The following is a 16,501-nucleotide window of genomic DNA, read 5'->3' as shown; positions in this document are numbered from 1 at the left end:
AACAAAATTTAGAAGATGGATAATATTTATATTTTGATGATTGCTGCTCTAGCAATCTTAGCAATAGCAGATTTAGTAGTAGGTGTTAGTAATGACGCTGTAAATTTTCTAAACTCAGCAGTAGGCTCAAAAGCAGTTTCATTTAGAACAATTATGATTGTTGCTAGTTTAGGTATTGCTTGTGGAGCTATCTTTTCTAGTGGTATGATGGAAGTTGCTCGTAAGGGTATATTTGTGCCTGGCGAATTCTATTTTAATGAGATCATGATCATATTTATGGCGGTTATGATTACCGACATACTCTTGCTCGATTTTTTTAATACGCTGGGTATGCCAACGTCTACAACAGTTTCTATTGTATTTGAATTATTAGGAGCTGCAGTTGCCATGGCTTTAATTAAAATTGGAGCTGATGGCGGAAGTTTTACTGAGTTAACTAATTATATAAATACAGCAAAAGCAACTGAGATCATTTTAGGGATTCTAGGGTCCGTTGTAATTGCATTCTCAGTAGGTGCACTGGTTCAATATATATCGCGTCTATTATTGTCTTTTAATTTTGAGAAAAAAGCGAATTGGGTTGGGGCCTTATTCGGTGGTGTAGCTTTAACAGCTATGGTCTATTTTATATTAATGAAAGGGATTAAAGGAGCCGATATCGCTAAACAAAGCTTTGACATTATAGGTGGAGCTACAATTAAAGACTTTTTAGAAAACAATGTATTAGCTATTGTTTCTGTGAGTTTTGTTGTTTGGTCATTACTTTCTTATGTATTTATAAATTTCTTTAAAACAAATATATATAAGCTAATTATTGTAGTTGGAACCTTTGCGTTGGCACTGGCTTTTGCAGGTAACGATTTAGTAAACTTTATTGGTGTTCCTATCGCTGCATGGCAATCATATCAAGCATTTATGGACCCGTTAGTTAATGTTGATAGTCTAGCCGCAACAGAATTTACTATGGGTATTTTAGGAAAAAAAGTGCCAACACCAACATTACTACTGTTTATTGCAGGAATGATAATGGTATTAACTTTATGGTTTTCTAGCAAAGCGAAAAGCGTTTTAAAAACATCTATAGATCTTTCTAGTCAAGGTGAAACACAAGAGCGTTTTCAACCTAATTTTTTATCTAGAGGTTTAGTAAGAGGTTCAATGATGTTATCTAAATATTTTTCAGCAATAATGCCTAATTCTGCTTTAAAAAAGATTGACGAGCAATTCGAAAAACCAGTTATTGAATTACCAAAAGGTAAAACACATGAATTACCTGCTTTTGATATGGTACGTGCTGCGGTAAACCTAATGGTTGCAGGTGTTCTAATATCAATAGCAACATCTTATAAATTACCGTTATCTACAACTTATGTAACTTTTATGGTTGCCATGGGTACTTCACTGGCGGACAGAGCTTGGGGTAGCGAAAGTGCAGTGTACAGAGTTGCAGGAGTATTAAATGTAATTGGTGGCTGGTTTGGTACAGCCTTAATTGCTTTCGTATCAGCTGGTACTGTTGCTTATCTTATCCACTTAGGTGGACCAACAATGATTGCAGTTCTATTAGGTTTAGCCGTTTTTCTATTAGCTAAAAATTATATTAGTCATAAAAGAAAAGCTCGTGAAATTAAAGCTGAAGATAGTTTAAATAGATCTGAAAGCAATTCTATACAAGGTGTTATTGAAGAAAGTGCAGACAATATTTCTAAAGCCTTAAAGCGAATCAGTAGAATTAATGAAGACACCATTAATGGATTAATCAACCAAGATTTAGTGGCTCTTAAAAAAGCTAGAAAAACGGTTGTAAAATTAGAAACAGAAATAGAGGATATACAAAATAACATTTTCTATTTCATTAAAAATTTAGATGATTCTTATGTTGGTGCAAGTAAGTTGTATATAGATGTTATTGGTGATTTACAAGATATGGCCCAATCGACTAATTTTATTGCTAAAGTGAGCCATAAGCATATCAATAATAATCACAAGGCTTTAAAAGTAAATCAAGCAAAAGAATTAAAAGAGATAGATATAAAACTGAATGGAATGTTCGCTAAAATAAGATCGGTCTTTGATTCACGTTCTTTTGATCAATTGATGCCTATTTTAGAAGAGAAACAACTATTGTTAGATGATGTTCGATCTTACATTCAAAAACAAGTAGAACGTACTAGAACAACTGAATCAAGTCCTAAAAATACAACGCTTTACTTCAGTATTCTATTAGAAACTAAAGATTTAATTAAAGCTACAATTAGCTTATTAGAATTATATGCTCAAGATGAATCTCAAATTTCTGAGTAAAGGTTTCAATTAACCTATAAAAAAAGTAAAAGGGAGAGCAAAATTGCTCTCCCTTTTTTAATTAAACTAAACCCTAATTAGTTAATTAAGAACCACACATTAAGCAATCATCACCTTCACCTTCTTTGGCTCTAGCAATCATTGCTTTATACTCTTCAGGAGTCATTTCACTTCCTTCCGGTATTACCGTGTTTAGTTGCGTAGCTCCAGGTATTTCTGCTGCAGCTACTGGTTGTTTTGCTTCTTCTTTTTTTGATACTGTAAACTGAATAGCGTTTACGGCAGATTTTGTTCTTAAATAATACATTCCTGTTTTTAAGCCAGATTTCCAGCCGTAGAAATGCATTGATGTTAATTTCGCAAAATCTGCATCTTGCATAAATAAGTTTAGCGATTGTGATTGGTCAATAAAGTAACCTCTATGGCGGGCCATATCGATAATATCTTTCATACTCATTTCCCAAACAGTTTTGTATAAATCTTTTAATTCTTGAGGAATTGCTTCGATGTGCTGAATAGATCCATTAGCGCGCATAATATCTTCTTTCATGCTATTATCCCATAGATTCAGCTCAACTAGATCTTCTAATAAGTGTTTATTCACTACAATAAATTCTCCTGAAAGAACTCTACGTGTATAAATATTAGAAGTATAAGGTTCAAAAGCTTCATTGTTTCCTAAAATCTGAGATGTAGAAGCAGTTGGCATTGGCGCTACTAATAATGAATTACGCACACCATGCTTCATTACATTCTTACGTAACTTTTTCCAATCCCATCTCCCGCTAAGATCGTCTTCATTTACACCCCACATATTAAATTGAAATTCACCTTCAGACATTGGTGAACCTTTAAATGTAGAATATGGTTCTTTTGCCTTTGCAATTTCCATAGAAGAAGTTACCGCTGCAAAATACATCGTCTCAAAAATGTCTTGATTCAATTGTTTTGCTTCATCTGAAGTAAAAGGTAAGCGCAACTGAATAAATGTATCTGCTAACCCTTGAATACCTAATCCAATTGGTCTATGACGGAAATTAGAATTTTCTGCTTCTTTTACAGGATAATAATTTTGATCAATTACGGTATCTAAATTACGAGTTACCTTTTTTGTAACATCAAATAGTTTTTTATGATTGAAAACCTTCTTCCCGTTTTCTCCTTCAGAAATAAACATTGGCATGGCAATAGAAGCTAAGTTACATACTGCAACTTCGTCTTGAGCCGTATACTCCATAATTTCAGTACACAAATTAGAAGAACGAATAACACCTAAGTTTTTCTGATTCGTTTTTCTATTCACTGAATCTTTATATAGCATGTATGGTGTACCAGTTTCAATTTGAGATTCTAAAATTTTCTCCCAAAGATCACGCGCCTTAATAGTCTTGCGCCCTTTACCTACTTGTTCGTATCCTTCATATAATTTTTCAAACTCATCACCGTAAGTATCAAATAAGTGAGGACATTCGTTAGGACACATCAACGTCCACTCACCATCTTCTTGTACACGTTTCATAAATAAATCAGGAATCCACATTGCATAGAATAAATCGCGTGCGCGCATTTCTTCTTTACCGTGGTTTTTCTTAAGATCTAAGAAGTCAAAAATATCTGCGTGCCAAGGCTCTAAGTACATTGCAAAAGAACCTTTACGTTTGCCACCTCCTTGGTCTACATAACGAGCAGTATCATTAAATACACGCAACATAGGTACAATACCATTAGAAGTTCCATTTGTTCCACGAATGTAAGAACCAGTAGCTCTAATATTATGCAGAGATAAACCTATACCGCCCGCCGATTGAGAGATCTTAGCCGTTTGTTTCAATGTATCGTAGATACCATCGATACTATCATCTTGCATTTGTAATAAGAAACAAGATGACATTTGTGGTTTTGGGGTACCTGCATTAAATAATGTTGGTGTTGCATGCGTAAAATATTTTTTACTCATCAACTCATATGTAGCAATTGCTTCATCGATATCTTCTTTATGAATACCAATTGATACACGCATTAACATATGTTGCGGACGCTCAACTATGTCTCCATTTATTTTTAATAAATATGAACGTTCTAATGTTTTAAACCCAAAATAATCATACCCAAAATCACGATTGTATATAATTGTAGAGTCAAGTTTTTCAACATTATCCATCATTATTTTATACACATCATCAGCAATCATTGGGGCTTTTTTGCCAGTACGAGGGTTTACATATGTATATAGATCAGTCATTGTTTCTGAAAATGACTTCTTTGTATTTTTATGTAAATTAGAAACGGCTATTCTCGCTGCAAGCTTAGCATAATCAGGATGTTGTACGGTCATTGTAGCTGCAATTTCTGCTGCTAAATTGTCTAATTCTGATGTTGTAACGCCATCATACAATCCTTCAATTACACGCATTGCTACTTTTACCGGATCAACAAGTTTATTTAATCCGTAACACATTTTTCTTACCCTAGAGGTAATTTTATCGAACATCACTGGTTCTCTCTTGCCGTCTCTTTTTACTACAAACATATGTTACATTATTTAGGTTTAGGTTAGGTATATTTTTTTGCCTTTCGGCGGATATTTTATTTATAAAAACTCAGTAGGTCTAAAAATCAGCATCGAAGCTAATGGCTCCTGTACCTCCTGACTTAACCCCAGCTTTTTGATATTCTGACACTCTTTTTTCAAAGAAATTTGTCTTTCCTTCAAGTGAAATCATCTCCATAAAATCAAAAGGATTGGTAGCGTCATACACTTTTTCACAACCAAATTCTAACAACAATCTATCTGTTACAAACTCTAGATATTGCGTCATTAATTTAGCATTCATACCAATTAAGCTAATTGGTAATGATTCTGTAATAAACTCACGTTCAATATTTAGAGCATCTATAATAATTTCCTTAATACGTTCTTTTGGCACTTTATTGACCATGTGTGTATTGTGTAAGTGTACAGCAAAATCACAATGCATACCTTCATCACGAGAAATTAATTCATTTGAAAAAGTCAATCCTGGTAATAGGCCTCTTTTCTTTAACCAAAAGATAGAACAAAATGCACCTGAAAAGAAAATGCCTTCTACTGCAGCAAAAGCAATTAAACGTTCTGCAAAACTTGGAGATTCAATCCATTTAAGTGCCCAATCTGCTTTTTTCTTAATCGCTGGAAAGTTCTCAATTGCTTTAAACAATGTATCTTTTTCTCTCTCGTCTTTTACATAGGTATCAATCAATAAAGAATAAGTTTCAGAATGGATATTTTCCATCATTATTTGAAAACCATAGAAAAATTTTGCCTCGCTGTATTGAACTTCGTTCACAAAATTTTCAGCTAAATTTTCATTTACAATACCATCAGAAGCCGCAAAGAATGCTAAAATATGTTTTATGAAATAACGCTCATCATCTGTCAATTTAGAGTTCCAATCGTTTAAGTCTTGATGCAAATCAATTTCTTCAGCAGTCCAAAAACACGCTTGTTGTTTCTTATACCAATCCCATAAATCATCATGTTGAATTGGAAAAATGACAAATCTGTTGTCATTGGGCTGCAAAATTGGTTCTATTTGTGACATTCTGTTTAGAGTTTATTACGAAAAATGAGTGGGTTGATTTTTTGCTAAAATCGGACGTCAACAAATATTCGATTTTTTACTGAAAAATTAAAGCTATAATTATCCACAATCAACGGTGAGTTTTTAACAAAATGAAAAAAACCGATTTTCATCTTAACAAAAGCTTAACATTTAATTTACTGAAAATTAAATAGTTAAAAAAAACTATTCTCTGGCTTGAGCTTAATTTGTTAGGTTTTTCTAATTCTGCGTAAAATGAAAAAAGAGCCAACAGTAGTTGGCTCTTTTTTATTAAAAATTAATTAAAAAAGGGGAAATAATTTTATTTCAGTTTTTATAGCAATTTGCCTATCGATAACGAAATTCTCATTTTAATTGTTCTAAGACAAACTAATTTGTATACCTCGTAGTATTTATTGTATAAATGGCTCTTTATTGTAGAATAATTTTTTTATTAAAAGTGCTATTTGCAGATTTAACATTCAACATATAAACCCCTCTTGGTAATTGAGAAAGACTTATACTATTTGTATTTATTTTTTGAATCAATTTTTCACCTTGTAAATTGCTAATCGAAACTTCTTGCACAAAATGGGTTGATCTAACCTGCAAAGTTTCTTTTTTAACATTGACCGAAATGCTCACCAACACTCTAGACGCTACAGGCGCAATTCCTTTATGTAAATTTGTTTTATTAATGCTTGTATAATCTTTATTGTTAAATGCAATATTATCAGAAACATCTGATATTATAGTTTGCGCATTAAGACCAAAAGCAATAAAAACAACGAGTAAGTAAAGTTTCTCTTTCATAGCAAATGATTTTAAGAAGACCTTAAATAGTTGGTTTATAGCCTTATAAATATACAAAAAATATTGATAAAAATGAATTTTATTTATAAATGGTGTCGTTTATTGTATGATTAGCACAAAATTAAAGCCCCATACTAACGATTTGCTTTATTTCGACACTTTTTTTCATTAAAGGTTTAAATGTAAACTTCAAATTAATTGGTTTACTTACTAAGCTTTCTTTAACATCAAAGTTTATTTTATTATCAGCCGAGTATTTTAAAAGATTACCGATAACATTTCCGTCGTTATCAACATGTTCTATTTTTTCAATAAACACTCCTAAATCTTGAGTTTTCAATTCGTAACCTAAAAAACGATCTCCATTATATGTAGAAGAATAGTTTTGTTTTAAATCGATATCCTTACCATTAAAGCTAATAGTTTTAGATTCATTTAAAGTTATAGCATTTATCATTTTTGTTTGAGAATTTCCTTCGGGTTCTGGAATAAAATATACCACTCTTATAATACAATCAACACTTTTAGCAGATTTAGAGGGTATTGACCAGCTGTCTAGAACTAATTTAAAACCCAAGGTATCCTTAAACGATTTAGAAGCATTAAAATCAATTACATTTTCTGATCTCGATGAAAACATATATCTACCTTTCTTTTCTTCCTCTTTAACATATTCTTTATGCTTAATTATAGCATTTTTATGGGCTTCTAATAAATTCTCTGCTGAATTTGTTTTTAGCACTACAACTTTGGTATTCTTATCATCAATGGCAATTACTTTTGATGGTTCTTGAATCCAGAGTTCTAAGCCAAAAGTTGTTTTAGAGAAGGATTCGCCCGGTATACCTTGCTCAATATTAATTTTTATAGGTTTTACTTCTTGAGCTGTTAGAAAAAAAGAAAACCCAAGAACTAAAACAGAGATAATCTTTTTCATAGCAATTAAATTACTAACCTCTTGTTCTTGGGCTCTTAGCATAAGGATCAAACTCTTTTCCATAATACTTTTCCTTTTCAATTATTTTAAATTATTAAGATGCTTCTTTAATTAGTTTGTCTAAATCTAGAAGCATAATAGTTTTCCAAGTTTCTTCTAAAGACATATTTGTGCTGTTAACAATAACTCCAAAGCGATCTTTATATACAAACTGAATTTCTGCTTTTGGCGCAGAGCTTTTATGGCGTTGCTTTTTATACGTTTGTAATGCTCTAATTTTACCCAGCGTCACTGTTTTTTTGTGATGATATTCATTGTCTTCTTCAAAATCCATTTTAGACATCATACTTAAACTAGTAATCATCATGCTGCCTGTTGGCCCAGCGCCATCCATTACCTGCACTTTAAATGACTTTTTATCTGGGTTTGCTACCCGCTCACCTTCGTCATCTTTAATATGTGTAGGCACATCTGGCGTATCGTACTTACCTTCTATCGAAGCTAAATTTGCATACATCGCTTGACCAGCTTTATAACCTGTACGTTTCATAGTATTTAAAAATTCTGGTAACCATTCTTTTAGCTGTTCATTAGTTAACGGAGTGGCATCTTTTAACCTCTCAATATTCTTCTGGGCATCTTTAGCATTTTTTACCAAAGTAGTTGTATTGGAAATGTTTTGTTTTGCCTGTTTGAACTTTTCGCGTGTTTCTTTTTTGCAAGCTATTAAAGACATTACTATTAGAGATAATACAGTAATTTTTATAAGTGTTTTCATAGCGTTTTTTATTTTTTATTGATTAACTCAGACATAAAGTAGTATTTGGCATCAGTAGGCATTGCTGTTGTTGTTGTATGGTATTTATTTTTCCAAGAATTTGCCGTATTACCTTCTACACGGGTCAATACAATATTCCATCCTTTTTTAAATGCTAAGTTGGTCTCTATAATTTTACCGTCGTTATTCACTTTATCCTTCATTGTATTTGCATCGGTCATATATACCCAATAAGCTATATAACCATCGCCAGCTTTATAACTGCAGCATGGAGCATTGAGATTTCCATCTGTAAAAACTGAGTTTGCCACACTTAAATTCCCTAAGTTTTTATCACCCTGCATAACATTTAAGCTATAACGAGAAGCAAAATACATTACACTTGGTTTAGAATATTTTACAGTTTTTTTAAGATTATAAAATAAATCATCTCCTTCACTGAAACTATTAGTAATTGGTGTTTTAGCCCATTTTCTGGAGTCAATGTTTGGTAATGAAATAGTAACCTGCCCTTTATCTGATATCTCACCTATTTTTAAATATTCATAGGATTTACTTTTACGCTCATAAAAACCAATTTTAAGATCTGCTTTACCAAATGACCAATTGTTAAATTTACCTTGAGTATTACTAGCAATTTTGTTGTACCAGTAATAATCGACTGCAGGTTTCTTTTTCTGTTGCGCTTGCTCTTTTGGTTTTTGGGTTTTTCTCTTTTTACGTTCAGCTTCATAAAGAGCATCCTGTTTTTTTACCTGCTCCATCATTTTTTTATACTCAGGATTATTCATCATTTCATCAATCTTTTTTTGAGCTTCCTCTACTTGTTTCTTTTGCTCGGGTGTTAACTGAGCAAAACTTAAACCTATTGCTAAAAGCAATAAGCTTAGTGTTATTAACTTTTTCATAGTCTTTAATTTATTTTATCATTATTGTTAACTGTCCTTTTTTTGCAGCAACCACTTTAGCTTTTATTTTACCTATTGTTAAGTCATCTCCCTGTTTAGGGCTTTTACTTGAAAATATTGCTGTTTTATGAAACATTTGTTTTTCGGTATAGATAATTATAGTTGCCTCATTTTGTGGAATAATTACATCGTTTTCAACTTCATACTTACCTGTCAATAGCCCAATAAAAAAAATTGATTCTGGGTATTTAGCAACTATACGGTCTTCATTATTTTTATAGGGCTCAAAGTATTCGATCGCGGTAATAGTATTATTAGTTACTACTGCAATTACCTTAACCTCTTTAGTAGTTTTGGTTTGGGCCAATGTTAAAAAAGATGTTGTAATTGCTATTATTATTAAAAAAAATTTCATCTAAATTTTATTTGTGACTCAATGGGGTGTTAATTTAGTTCAGTAAATATATTTAGAGGTGGTAAGGATTATTGTTAAATATGTAACCAAGTATACAACATATGTAACAGCACAGTAATTTTCTAAATATTACTTCTTTCTAGAAACTCTTTTTTCGCTAAAAATTCTTTGGCCGTTAAAGCTCATACCCGCATTTTTACCAAATTCTATTACCACGCCGGGTTCAATTATTAACTTGGCTGTTACATCAATTACACAATTGATAATATAATCTACTTCTGAAGATGTATTAACAAGTGTCATCTCTTTAGATATTTTACATGGTAATTCCTTTGGTTTGTCTACTGAGGTTTCATTACAAATATTCCCCTCTGCATTATTACTAAATGTATTACCACTTTCTGTAAATGTTGTGCCAGTACCTACATTAATACCGCATCCTACATTATTTGATATAACACTATTCTTTAAACTTAAACGACCGTTTTGTTTAAGAAGCAAAGCCGCCTTGTCATTACAACAATACACATATTTAGAACCTGCATTTTTAATGATTGCATGTTCTATAACATTATTTGAACTATTCGTCTCTATATGAACACCGCGCCAGTAACCTTGTAGATCTTCCTTACCTCTTAATTCAATCTTCTTGCCTGAACTACCAATCGCCTTTAGTGAACCATTATCATAAACACCTAAACCTGCATTCTCCTCAAAAACAATAACTACTCCTTGCTCTATTGTTAAAGGAGCTGTTACATCGGTTACCTGACCCACAGGAACGATATAATCAATATCCCTTGGCGTATCAACTAATGTTGTAGCGGTTGCTATTCTTTTTGGAAGTGACGAAGGCTTTCCATAGCAAATATTCCCCTCTGCATTATTACTAAATGTATTACCACTTTCTGTAAATGTTGTGCCAGTACCTACATTAATACCGCATCCTACATTATTTGATATAACACTATTCTTTAAACTTAAACGACCGTTTTGTTTAAGAAGCAAAGCCGCCTTGTCATTACAACAATACACATATTTAGAACCTGCATTTTTAATGATTGCATGTTCTATAACATTATTTGAACTATTCGTCTCTATATGAACACCGCGCCAGTAACCTTGTAGATCTTCCTTACCTCTTAATTCAATCTTCTTGCCTGAACTACCAATCGCCTTTAGTGAACCATTATCATAAACACCTAAACCTGCATTCTCCTCAAAAACAATAACTACTCCTTGCTCTATTGTTAAAGGAGCTGTTACATCGGTTACCTGACCCACAGGAACGATATAATCAATATCCCTTGGCGTATCAACTAATGTTGTAGCGGTTGCTATTCTTTTTGGAAGTGACGAAGGCTTTCCATAGCAAATATTCCCCTCTGCATTATTACTAAATGTATTACCACTTTCTGTAAATGTTGTGCCAGTACCTACATTAATACCGCATCCTACATTATTTGATATAACACTATTCTTTAAACTTAAACGACCGTTTTGTTTAAGAAGCAAAGCCGCCTTGTCATTACAACAATACACATATTTAGAACCTGCATTTTTAATGATTGCATGTTCTATAACATTATTTGAACTATTCGTCTCTATATGAACACCGCGCCAGTAACCTTGTAGATCTTCCTTACCTCTTAATTCAATCTTCTTGCCTGAACTACCAATCGCCTTTAGTGAACCATTATCATAAACACCTAAACCTGCATTCTCCTCAAAAACAATAACTACTCCTTGCTCTATTGTTAAAGGAGCTGTTACATCGGTTACCTGACCCACAGGAACGATATAATCAATATCCCTTGGCGTATCAACTAATGTTGTAGCGGTTGCTATTCTTTTTGGAAGTGACGAAGGCTTTCCATAGCAAATATTCCCCTCTGCATTATTACTAAATGTATTACCACTTTCTGTAAATGTTGTGCCAGTACCTACATTAATACCGCATCCTACATTATTTGATATAACACTATTCTTTAAACTTAAACGACCGTTTTGTTTAAGAAGCAAAGCCGCCTTGTCATTACAACAATACACATATTTAGAACCTGCATTTTTAATGATTGCATGTTCTATAACATTATTTGAACTATTCGTCTCTATATGAACACCGCGCCAGTAACCTTGTAGATCTTCCTTACCTCTTAATTCAATCTTCTTGCCTGAACTACCAATCGCCTTTAGTGAACCATTATCATAAACACCTAAACCTGCATTCTCCTCAAAAACAATAACTACTCCTTGCTCTATTGTTAAAGGAGCTGTTACATCGGTTACCTGACCCACAGGAACGATATAATCAATATCCCTTGGCGTATCAACTAATGTTGTAGCGGTTGCTATTCTTTTTGGAAGTGTATTACTACCTTGGACTATGGGTGATTTTTTTATACGCTCCCAGGTTTGTTTATTACCCGCCACTGATGATCCAAGTCTTACTTTAAGAGTGTTATTATCAATTCTCCGTATTACCGAAAAGGTAGAAATGCCTTTTTCATTTATATCGTTAAAAGCAAATTCATTTCCATCAACTTGAGTAATGCCTTTCCACTTAATTTTCCCTTTCTTAAAACTTATTCTACCTTTTTTACCAATAATTCTAGCTTCATTTCCATCTACTTCAATTTGCATACCATCATAACCACTATTATTGCTTTCTATAAGTTTCCATTTACCTTTAATTTTTGCTAATTCTCCTTTAATAGGTTCTACTATATTAGCCCCTTTTCGTACCCATTGTTGACTGTTACCCTTACCATTATGAATTACAATAATCTCTAAAGCATTTTTAGATTTGAATTTAATTTTAGAATTGTAATAATTATAATCACTTCCTAACTCCTTATAATCAAAAGTACTGGTGCCCGTTTTTTTAATGGTAGACCATTTTACATCACCAACTTTTAATCGAGAGCCTGCCTTATCAATCAAAATACCTTTATCATTAGTAACTCTTACCTCTAGTCCATTCCATTGAGGATAATTACTTTCTTTTCGCACCCAAACACCGGCTAAATCTTCTAAGGTATATCCACTTAACTCCAAAGGATTAGGGTTAGATTCTTTTTGATTCGTTACAGTAAACTTATACGGGGTTATAAAATGATCGGGAATAGGTTTCGTATCATTATTAGCCTTTCTCGCTCCTTTCATTCTTGGGTGCACTTCTAAATAATAAGTTCCCTTTGCAAGATTGTTGCGTGTAGTAACAACTTTTAATCCCTTACCATTTTTTGATGTATTAGAACTATTAGAATTTTCTCTTGTAATTACCGTTCCTACTTGCCTGCCAGCAGCATTAATTACACGTATGTTTAATTCTAAATCATCTGGTCTATCAAGAACTTTAACACTTATTTTTTTATTCTCATCTAAATTTACCTTGTACCAGTCGTAAGTGTTTTCATCATATGTGCCTATATAATAATGTTTTATGTAACCAACTATAGCATAAGCTTCAATTGGTTGATTAAAGCTTATCTGTTTTGCCTGATTTCTAGTATCATTTGGCTCATACATGTCATCTCTCGCAAAAAACTCCCATGACAAGGTGTATTTAATTGGATACTCTTTCGCATTAAAAAATGGATAAACTTTTACGGAATAGGTCGTGCCTGGATGAGCCGAAAAATAAGCCGTTCTATGTAGCTCATTATTTGTTTTAGCTGAAGAGCCAGAAATAATTGCTCCTGATTTATTTAAATCTCTAGAAATTACCATTGCAGGTCTTAGATCTTTATCACCTTGGGTGAGTGAAACTTTTACATAGCCCGGACTTACATTTTCTGGTATTACAATAAAATCATGGTAGTCATCTTTTTCATTCGGTTCAGACCAAGAAGATACTATTTGATGTTTCGTAGTGCTATTAGATTCTGCCTGAGAGCAGACTACAAATGAAGTCAATAAAAATGCTAGTACTGTTACATATTTTTTCATGAGCAATTTGTTTAATTATAAAGGTGTAATTCGATACCGCTTTGGCAGAATAATATAGTGCTGTATTATAGATGTTTAAATTTAAATGAACCTAAGAACATTCTGTTTAGGGCATTTACTGGTGGTTCTAAATTCTATATAACCTGCACTTCATTTTATATTTTTTTTAATATAGCCTTAGGTTTGTTTTAATTCTATTTAGTCACCTTTACTTGATTGTAATGCTTTTCAATTTCAGATTCTGAAAGTTTTAAAAATCTTGCGGCATTGTTATAATAAATGGCTCGTTTTTGTAGATCAGTTAACCACGCAAGGTTATATATAATATCTATATTTTTTCGAATAGTGCCCACATAATCTGAAGCAAACATTAAGCGGTCACCAAGTCCTTCTTTATAAAGTTTTTTAACTTTTGGTTCCCACATGTTTTTTGGGGCAAACATGCTTACTGCTGAAATTTCACAATACACCTGGTCATACTTTTTCATTACTTCGATACATTCTTCAAAATATGCTCCTGGATAATGCATTAAGTAAATTTTAAGGTTGGGGTACTTTTCTAATATTGGTAGTAATAATAAGGGGTTTGCATATTCTTCATTCCAATTAGGTGTTTCTTTCATATTTCTTTTAAAAGGTCCTCGATCTGCATGAAAACCGATTGGAATTTGATACTTTTCGGCTAAAGCCCAATACGAATCAAAATGTTCATCAGCAGGATGAAGTCCCATACTATGAAAAGACGTTTCGCCTAAATACTTAAATGTTCCATCTTTATATAACTTTTCTAACTCCTTAATATCTGGCAATTCTTTTTTACAAGGCTCATCCTGCTCTCTTATTTTATTACACGGGAATCTTGGACCACTCCAATGACGCTTATCTTTTTCTTGCCACAATTTGGAATACTTCATTGGCCCGCCTCCTAATGCTAGAACAACATTATTGTCATCAAACCGTTGACTAATCCATTTGATCTTTGCTAAATCAATATCTGGATTCACCTTATTATAATCCTCATTGTCTGGATAGCCTTTGGTAATATGAATGTGCGTATCGATAATAGGTTGGTTTTTTAAGAAATCATCTATCTCCTTTTTTGACGCTACTTTAGAAATAGGAACTTCTTTTACTGTAGAATGCAAATGACTGATTTTCCATTTGCCATCAGTTTTTTTCCATATTTTGGTTACAAATTCTTCTATTTTTGTAGTATCATTCTTGGGATATACTAGGGTCTTGATGGTGTAACCTGAAGTACCTGATAAAGCATATATCTCTAATTTATCTGTGGTCGGCTTTTGAAAAGGCCTTGGTATCGATTTACAAAACTTACCAATAATGTCCTTGGAAGGTGCTCTCCTTCCATTGGGTAAGAATGTAATATTATCCTCCATGGCTTTTAGCACCTGAACGCAGTTACCATTTTTAAAGGCATTTTGTTCCTTGGCTTCAGCGGCTTTTATTTCAGATTTTACGATTTCTAAATCTTGAGCTATCATTCTTACCAGCCCAAACACTAGAAAACATAATAATATAATGTGTTGTTTGTTTTTCATAATGCTACAATTTTATTCCTCTTACTTCAGTTTAAGTAGTTATTATTTTCGTGTTTTTTAATAAAATCTTTCATCAGCACTAAGACTTCGGGTGCAATGGTTATTTCTATATCATCTATTTCTTTAGGTAATCCAGTTTTTGCTGGTTGTAGCATGTGATTGAGGTTTAGCATTAGTTTAGAAGTAACCTCGGTATTACCATTTTCTTTAAGAATTTGATCAATGGCGTCCACATTAGGAACACCAGGAACATTCAGGTCTAATGTTCCTCCAATTGATAGTACTGGACATTGAACCTTCTTGAGATAATCTTCCGGAGTTGGTCCTTCCCAGAATTCTTTGAAGCTTGGTCTGGCATAATATTCTAAATAAAGCCATTCGATTGCTTCATCGAGATCTTCTCCTGTACGTCCTCTCAATTCTGAAAGATCCTTACGGTTTCGAACAACCAAATTATAAATTGAATCCTCTAGTGTTTGTCCGAGCTCCATATCTAAAGCTAGTGAAATTATAGAATCATTAACTTGAGATTCTCGCAATACCTGCTCTTCTGAATAACCCCTTGCCTTAGCCATCCCACTAGAGTACAAACTGTCTGCCACAGGATAAGGTATTCCACTTGCGCCCAACAGGATTAAAAAATCTAATTCATGTTCCGCTGCAATCATAGGACCTGTATTACCTCCTTCGCTATGTCCTGCAACCCCTGTGGTGTTAAAATCAATATCTTTCCTATTTTTCAAGTACTGCATAGCACTCCATCCATCTGATGCAAAATCATCATAAGTGGCCTCATCAAAATTGCCCTGCGACTCTTTAGAACCTCGTTTGTCATAGCGCAATACGGCTATTCCATTCCTACTTAAATAATCGGCCATTACCAGAAAGGTTTTATGGCCATATACGTCATAATCACGACCATGCTTTCCTGTTCCATGCATGAGTACGACAGCTGGATAAGATTTGGATTCTGAATCTGGATAAGTAAGGGTGCCTTTTAACACTATACTATCCTTAACGTTTATAAATTCAATGGTTTCACTCTTATATGGAATAGGAGATTCGAGAGGTTTGTTTCGAAAATAAGTAGCAGCATCCAATTTTTCTTGCTTTGAATGATTGATACAACTTCCTAAAAGAATTAAAACAATAATACAGTGTATATTTTTCATAAGGCAGCGTTTAAAGTTATTGTATACAACTATTGTGTGTCAGTTACTTTGAATTACTTTTCAGTAAATTAAATTGGGACGGG

General features: G+C 33.0%; 11 protein-coding genes. 1 reads left to right on the top strand and 10 read right to left on the bottom strand.

What is annotated here, in order from left to right:
* The first annotated feature begins 15 nt into the window (after positions 1–15).
* Positions 16–2,304: an inorganic phosphate transporter gene (locus AC1EUV_RS04130; RefSeq protein ID WP_480197400.1), complete on the top strand. Its 2,289-nt coding sequence runs from the start codon at positions 16–18 to the stop codon at positions 2,302–2,304.
* Between the two features lie 85 nt (positions 2,305–2,389).
* Here AC1EUV_RS04130 and AC1EUV_RS04125 read toward each other — a convergent pair whose 3' ends face one another.
* The 10 genes from AC1EUV_RS04125 to AC1EUV_RS04080 form a co-directional block, all read right to left on the bottom strand.
* Entirely contained in the window at positions 2,390–4,834 is a 2,445-nt protein-coding gene (locus AC1EUV_RS04125) for a ribonucleoside-diphosphate reductase subunit alpha (RefSeq protein WP_480197399.1), read from the bottom strand.
* Positions 4,835–4,913: 79 nt separating this feature from the next.
* Positions 4,914–5,885 carry a ribonucleotide-diphosphate reductase subunit beta gene (locus AC1EUV_RS04120; RefSeq protein WP_480197398.1) on the bottom strand — a complete coding sequence of 324 codons (972 nt, stop codon included), beginning with the start codon at positions 5,883–5,885 and terminating at the stop codon, positions 4,914–4,916.
* Positions 5,886–6,317: 432 nt separating this feature from the next.
* Entirely contained in the window at positions 6,318–6,698 is a 381-nt protein-coding gene (locus tag AC1EUV_RS04115) for a T9SS type A sorting domain-containing protein (RefSeq protein ID WP_480197397.1), read from the bottom strand.
* Positions 6,699–6,819: 121 nt separating this feature from the next.
* Complete coding sequence (locus AC1EUV_RS04110; RefSeq protein ID WP_480197396.1) at positions 6,820–7,698, bottom strand: hypothetical protein; 879 nt, start codon at positions 7,696–7,698, stop codon at positions 6,820–6,822.
* A gap of 31 nt (positions 7,699–7,729) precedes the next feature.
* Positions 7,730–8,413 carry a hypothetical protein gene (locus tag AC1EUV_RS04105; protein WP_480197395.1) on the bottom strand — a complete coding sequence of 228 codons (684 nt, stop codon included), beginning with the start codon at positions 8,411–8,413 and terminating at the stop codon, positions 7,730–7,732.
* A gap of 8 nt (positions 8,414–8,421) precedes the next feature.
* Complete coding sequence (locus AC1EUV_RS04100) at positions 8,422–9,321, bottom strand: hypothetical protein (RefSeq protein ID WP_480197394.1); 900 nt, start codon at positions 9,319–9,321, stop codon at positions 8,422–8,424.
* A gap of 10 nt (positions 9,322–9,331) precedes the next feature.
* Positions 9,332–9,736: a hypothetical protein gene (locus tag AC1EUV_RS04095; protein WP_480197393.1), complete on the bottom strand. Its 405-nt coding sequence runs from the start codon at positions 9,734–9,736 to the stop codon at positions 9,332–9,334.
* A 129-nt stretch (positions 9,737–9,865) separates the two neighbouring features.
* The gene (locus AC1EUV_RS04090; RefSeq protein ID WP_480197392.1) at positions 9,866–13,687 is read right to left on the bottom strand and encodes a right-handed parallel beta-helix repeat-containing protein; all 3,822 of its coding nucleotides are present in this window, start codon (positions 13,685–13,687) and stop codon (positions 9,866–9,868) included.
* Between the two features lie 194 nt (positions 13,688–13,881).
* Positions 13,882–15,246, bottom strand: coding sequence for an amidohydrolase family protein (locus AC1EUV_RS04085; protein WP_480197391.1), 1,365 nt, complete (start codon positions 15,244–15,246; stop codon positions 13,882–13,884).
* Between the two features lie 26 nt (positions 15,247–15,272).
* Positions 15,273–16,418 (bottom strand): alpha/beta hydrolase family protein, encoded by a 1,146-nt coding sequence (locus AC1EUV_RS04080; RefSeq protein ID WP_480197390.1) that lies wholly within the window; start codon positions 16,416–16,418, stop codon positions 15,273–15,275.
* Between the last annotated feature and the right edge of the window lie 83 nt (positions 16,419–16,501).

It is taken from the genome of Maritimimonas sp. 2304DJ26-3 (assembly GCF_056591635.1).
The sequence above is the reverse complement of the archived record's forward strand: the minus strand, read 5'-3'. Positions and strand labels throughout refer to the sequence as shown.

Excerpts from the sequence above, each read along its gene's own strand:
- AC1EUV_RS04110 (WP_480197396.1), bottom strand. The coding sequence starts at position 7,698 with ATGGAAAAGAGTTTGATCCTTATGCTAAGAGCCCAAGAACAAGAGGTT.
- AC1EUV_RS04080 (WP_480197390.1), bottom strand. The coding sequence starts at position 16,418 with ATGAAAAATATACACTGTATTATTGTTTTAATTCTTTTAGGAAGTTGT.
- AC1EUV_RS04125 (WP_480197399.1), bottom strand. The coding sequence starts at position 4,834 with ATGTTTGTAGTAAAAAGAGACGGCAAGAGAGAACCAGTGATGTTCGAT.
- AC1EUV_RS04085 (WP_480197391.1), bottom strand. The coding sequence starts at position 15,246 with ATGAAAAACAAACAACACATTATATTATTATGTTTTCTAGTGTTTGGG.
- AC1EUV_RS04120 (WP_480197398.1), bottom strand. The coding sequence starts at position 5,885 with ATGTCACAAATAGAACCAATTTTGCAGCCCAATGACAACAGATTTGTC.
- AC1EUV_RS04095 (WP_480197393.1), bottom strand. The coding sequence starts at position 9,736 with ATGAAATTTTTTTTAATAATAATAGCAATTACAACATCTTTTTTAACA.
- AC1EUV_RS04105 (WP_480197395.1), bottom strand. The coding sequence starts at position 8,413 with ATGAAAACACTTATAAAAATTACTGTATTATCTCTAATAGTAATGTCT.
- AC1EUV_RS04130 (WP_480197400.1), top strand. The coding sequence starts at position 16 with ATGGATAATATTTATATTTTGATGATTGCTGCTCTAGCAATCTTAGCA.
- AC1EUV_RS04090 (WP_480197392.1), bottom strand. The coding sequence starts at position 13,687 with ATGAAAAAATATGTAACAGTACTAGCATTTTTATTGACTTCATTTGTA.
- AC1EUV_RS04115 (WP_480197397.1), bottom strand. The coding sequence starts at position 6,698 with ATGAAAGAGAAACTTTACTTACTCGTTGTTTTTATTGCTTTTGGTCTT.
- AC1EUV_RS04100 (WP_480197394.1), bottom strand. The coding sequence starts at position 9,321 with ATGAAAAAGTTAATAACACTAAGCTTATTGCTTTTAGCAATAGGTTTA.